The organism is Amycolatopsis sp. NPDC043885 (genome assembly GCF_056435685.1).
Map to the genome: position 1 here is coordinate 1 of NZ_JBWKEA010000015.1, position 3973 is coordinate 3973.

Here is a 3973-nt window from a genome sequence, read left to right on the forward strand (position 1 = left end):
TGGGCGAGGCCCACCCCGGAACACAAGCAGCAGGCCGAGGCGCCCGCGCCAACTGCGACATCGACCCGATCCTGATGTGACTCAACCAGGAACAAACTGCCCGATCCAGGCGGCGAGCTGTTCCACGGTCGGTGGCCGTGGAACGGCTCGCAAGGGCCGATGCACGGCCCGGACGAGTTCGGGGCAGTGCAGCAAGGCGCGGGCGGCGGGGTGTTGGCCTCGTGCGGCGAGCGCGAGGCCCAGCCCGACCAGGGAGTTCGGCCGGTCCGGGTCCGTGGCGAGTTCCCGCCGGTAGCCCCGGATTGCTTCGAGGAAATCGCCCGCGGTGTAAGCGAGGTCCGCGGCGGTGGCGCCGGGCACCGCCGGCGGGCGTCCGTCCGGCGACAGCGGTGTGCCACCGACGGCGAGCCGGATCAGGTCCGTTCTGGCGTGGGACCAGGCTCCGTCCGGTACCGGAGTCGGGGGAAGGTCCGGGGCGTCGAGTGTGGCGGGTGGCCTCGGCCTGCCACTGAGCCATGCCGCCGCCAGCTCGGTCACCACGGCCGGGTCCGGCCGCAGGTGGCGGGCCCGCCAGCCGGCGAGGTGATCCCGGCCGGCGGCCGCGGCCAGTTCGCCCGCCTCCGCCGGCACGGGCTCGTCCTGCCAGGGGCCGAGGCGTTCGGCTATGTCATCGAGGAACCGGCGTCCGGCGTCGGTCAGTGTCGGGTCCGCGCGCAGGACCCGCAAGGTGTGCCACGTCTGCTCGCGCCAGAACGCGAATTCGAAGCCGGAGCGCCGGGGGCTGTGACCGGCATGGGCCAGCGCGCGCCAGAACGCGGTGACCCCGAAGAAGGCGTAGACCCCTTGCAGGGCACCGCTCACGGGCCGTGGATCATCCCGCCACGTCACGTAGATCCGTTCACGGGGATCCGGCTCGTACAATTCGACCAGATGCAGCAGACCGCCGAGCACGATGTGCTGGAACTCGTGGATCAAGGTCTCCGCGAGGGACGCGCCGTCGGCGGGCAGGCCGACCACCGCGCTGCCGAACGCCTCCCCGGTCGACGCGCTCGGATTCCGGAAGAGCACCTGGGGTTTCGGCACCAATGAGGCGAGCCCCACGGGCATGATGCGGGCCAAACCGGGGAGATGGGCGGTGATCAGGCGGCACGCTTCGTCGATCAGCCGTTGCCAATCCGCCAATTCCTTGCCAGGCAGCCTTTCCGGTGGGACCGGTTCGTAGAGCCCCCGATAGGGGTCGAGATCGTCCAGCCACAGGGAGAACCGGTGCGCGCCGACCTGGCTCCGGACTCGCCGGATTCCCCACCAGCCCGGGGCATCGGCGTCGGGCGAGCCGGGCAGGCGGACCGTCGTTTCGGCGTTCGAGATGAGGTACCGGCCGTTCTCGCCTCGTACGACGGCCGAAGAAAACGCCGCGGTACCGGGAAATCTCGCCATGCCGAGGGAAGGGAGCATGGCGTTGCCGTGCCAGGCCGGGATGGCCGTCTCGAAGTCGAGCTCCGCCCGGATCGCCGCTGCCGCCGCGATCGCGTGCGCGTGGCCCAGATGCATCCACAAAGGACCGATGCCGTCGATTCCGTTGCGTAGCAAACGAGTCGTGTAGCCCGCCCAGCTGCCGGTGTACGGGTTGGTGAGCATCCGGTTCACTGCCTTGGGTGCTCGTGCTTCCGCACGTGCGAGCAGTTCCCAGGCGGAATCCAACGGTGGCAGGGGACCCGAATGATCCACTGTCTTCGTGGCCTCGGTCAGCAACGAGTGGATCAGCAGTTTGCGACGGCTTCGCTCGGCCCGCCGCAGCCGCCGGGCCATTTCCTCGTCGCCGTCAAGGCGCGCCAGCGCGTCGAAGTCCCGCCACGACAACCGGTGGAACACGGGGCGAACCTCGGCAGGCGGCGACATCAGTCGATGCGCTCGCCACCGGAGGGGTTTCCGCTTCTGTAGCGTGCGCGGACGAGGGTCGTGCGTTCGACGACGTGGTGCGCCGACTGGCGGAAGGCTTCCCCGTCCAGCTCCCGCAACGCGGTGAAGGAGACCGCGTCGAGATCGATCAACGCCGATTCGATGTCCGGTTCGGTGTTCGCCGAGAAAGAACTCATCGTGCCGATTCCCTCCACCCCGTGAAACGGTTGCGAGAGTTGAACCTCGACAAGGATAGCCGAGATTTCGTGACCGATCAGGCCTCGACGGGCGGCGGTGGCCGCCCGGCCGCCAATTCCCGTAAGGCGCGAGGACGGGTGATGGTGACGCGCTGACGCGCGGTGCGCACGACACCCAGCCGCCGGAGTTCTTCGAGGCCGCGGATCAGGGTGCTGCGTGAGACGCGCGCGAAGCCCGCCAATTCCCCTTGGTTGAACCGGAGATCGACCTGCTGCCCGTCCGTCCAGTCGACGGCGTGCTGCAACGCCAATTCCAGGAGGACCGCGGCGAGGCGTTGCGGGAAATCCGGCCCGCCGGCTTCGAGTCGCAGCCTGTCGGACTGCTGCAGCCGGATCGCCGCGGTACGGAAGATCTCTTCCGCGATACGCGGCCGGTCCCGCAGGACGCCGAGGAACTTCTCCCTCGGCACGACGAGGGTGCGCACCTCGTCGATCGCCGACATGGTGGCGGACCGGGGGAGTCCGCTGATCGGTGCCAGCTCGCCCACGATCTCCGCGGGGCCGCGGGCGGCGAGCGGCGCGTCCTCGCCGCGATAGTTGGTGGCGCTGATCTTCACCCAGCCGTGGAGGACGACGAACATACTGGTGGGCGGACTGCCCTGGAGGGCGAGGATCTGCCCTGGCCGCCACACCTTCACATGGCCCGCGCGCCGGAGAGCGGCCTGCTCCGCGGGCGTCAGCCGCCCCCAGGTTCCGAAGCCCCCGTGATCACCCGTTGGAGAACCGGTCATCCTGGCCCTCCGGATCGCCGGGGGCCGGATTCGCGCTGTGTTCCATTTGACGCATCAGCCACTCCCCCGACTCGTCAGCATGGTCAGTGGGCAGAACGACCCGGAAGTTTCGCACCGCAACCGGTAATTGTGCCAGGCAAGGGGTGACTTCACCAGGCCTGGGGCCGGCGACAGGGGAGGACGTCATGCGCAGCGCCGAAAGTGTCATGGGACGGCCGAAGGATCACCGGCGTGAGCCGGCCGTACCGAATCCGCGGACGCCCAAGGCGTTCGGCCGAAGACCGGCTTTCTTCGCGCCGCACCCGCCGCTGATGTCCGGCGGGTGGTACCAGGGCGACGATCAGGAGGTCGTCGGCCCGGGGCGGTATCCGGTTCCGCGCCCGCCCGCCAAATCGGTGAAAGTGGCGTTGTCGTGGGTGCTCTTTCTGGGCCCGTTGGGATTTTGTTACGTGTCACCCGTCGGCGGGCTGATCGCGACGGCGGCTTCGGTCACGGCGATCACCGTCGGCGGGATCGCGTTGATGGCCGTGATCTGGCCTGTCGTCATGGTGCTCGCGGTGGCGGCGTTGTCCGGGCGTCCGGACGGCGACACGAAATGACGTCCGGCCGGTTGCCGGCCGGGTGAACCGGGTGGGGGACGCTCAAGGGGGGGCGGCCCCCACCACGGTTTCCGCCGCGTGATCGGTGGGGGAGTTGGAAACTGGCGGTGTGTTCGGTGCCGTTGCGCGGGTTTCGCGTGACTGGATGGACGACACACGGCGGAACCCGGGCGTGCGCGAGTCGTCTGCCGGATCACGCGAGTCGTCCGTCGGATCACGAGTACCGGCCGTTCGGGCCTCTGCGGTGAAGGACCCCTTCACTGGCTCAAGGCAGAGGCGGCCTTCGCGGCCGTGGTTCTGGACTGGCCGACAGGAGCTGACCGCGCCCCCGAGTGTCCACCAAGGATACTTTCCGCTGACTCAATGTCCGAGTGATGCCCGGATGGGCGATTTTGCGAGGGGGTCGTGGGGGGGGGTTTTTGGTGGGAAACAGGAAAAACAATCCGAACCCCCCCCCCCCCACGGTGGAACCCCCCAAAAAGGGACC

Annotated in this window: 4 protein-coding genes; 1 reads left to right on the top strand and 3 read right to left on the bottom strand. The window is 69.1% G+C overall.

All coding sequences use genetic code 11. The annotated features are described in order from the left end of the window. Window positions 1-81: 81 nt before the first annotated feature. From AC069I_RS32335 to AC069I_RS32345, 3 genes are all read right to left on the bottom strand, one after another. Window positions 82-1872: an aKG-HExxH-type peptide beta-hydroxylase gene (locus tag AC069I_RS32335; protein ID WP_478267104.1), complete on the bottom strand. Its 1791-nt coding sequence runs from the start codon at window positions 1870-1872 to the stop codon at window positions 82-84. Window positions 1873-1898: 26 nt separating this feature from the next. Beyond that, window positions 1899-2096, bottom strand: a complete 198-nt coding sequence (locus tag AC069I_RS32340) for a hypothetical protein (protein WP_340684921.1) — start codon at window positions 2094-2096, stop codon at window positions 1899-1901. Between the two features lie 77 nt (window positions 2097-2173). After that, window positions 2174-2887 (bottom strand): Crp/Fnr family transcriptional regulator, encoded by a 714-nt coding sequence (locus AC069I_RS32345; protein ID WP_478229797.1) that lies wholly within the window; start codon window positions 2885-2887, stop codon window positions 2174-2176. 185 nt (window positions 2888-3072) lie between these two features. On the opposite strand from AC069I_RS32345, the gene AC069I_RS32350 reads away from it, so the two are divergent. Further along, window positions 3073-3486: a hypothetical protein gene (locus AC069I_RS32350; RefSeq protein ID WP_478229798.1), complete on the top strand. Its 414-nt coding sequence runs from the start codon at window positions 3073-3075 to the stop codon at window positions 3484-3486. Window positions 3487-3973: the final 487 nt, after the last annotated feature.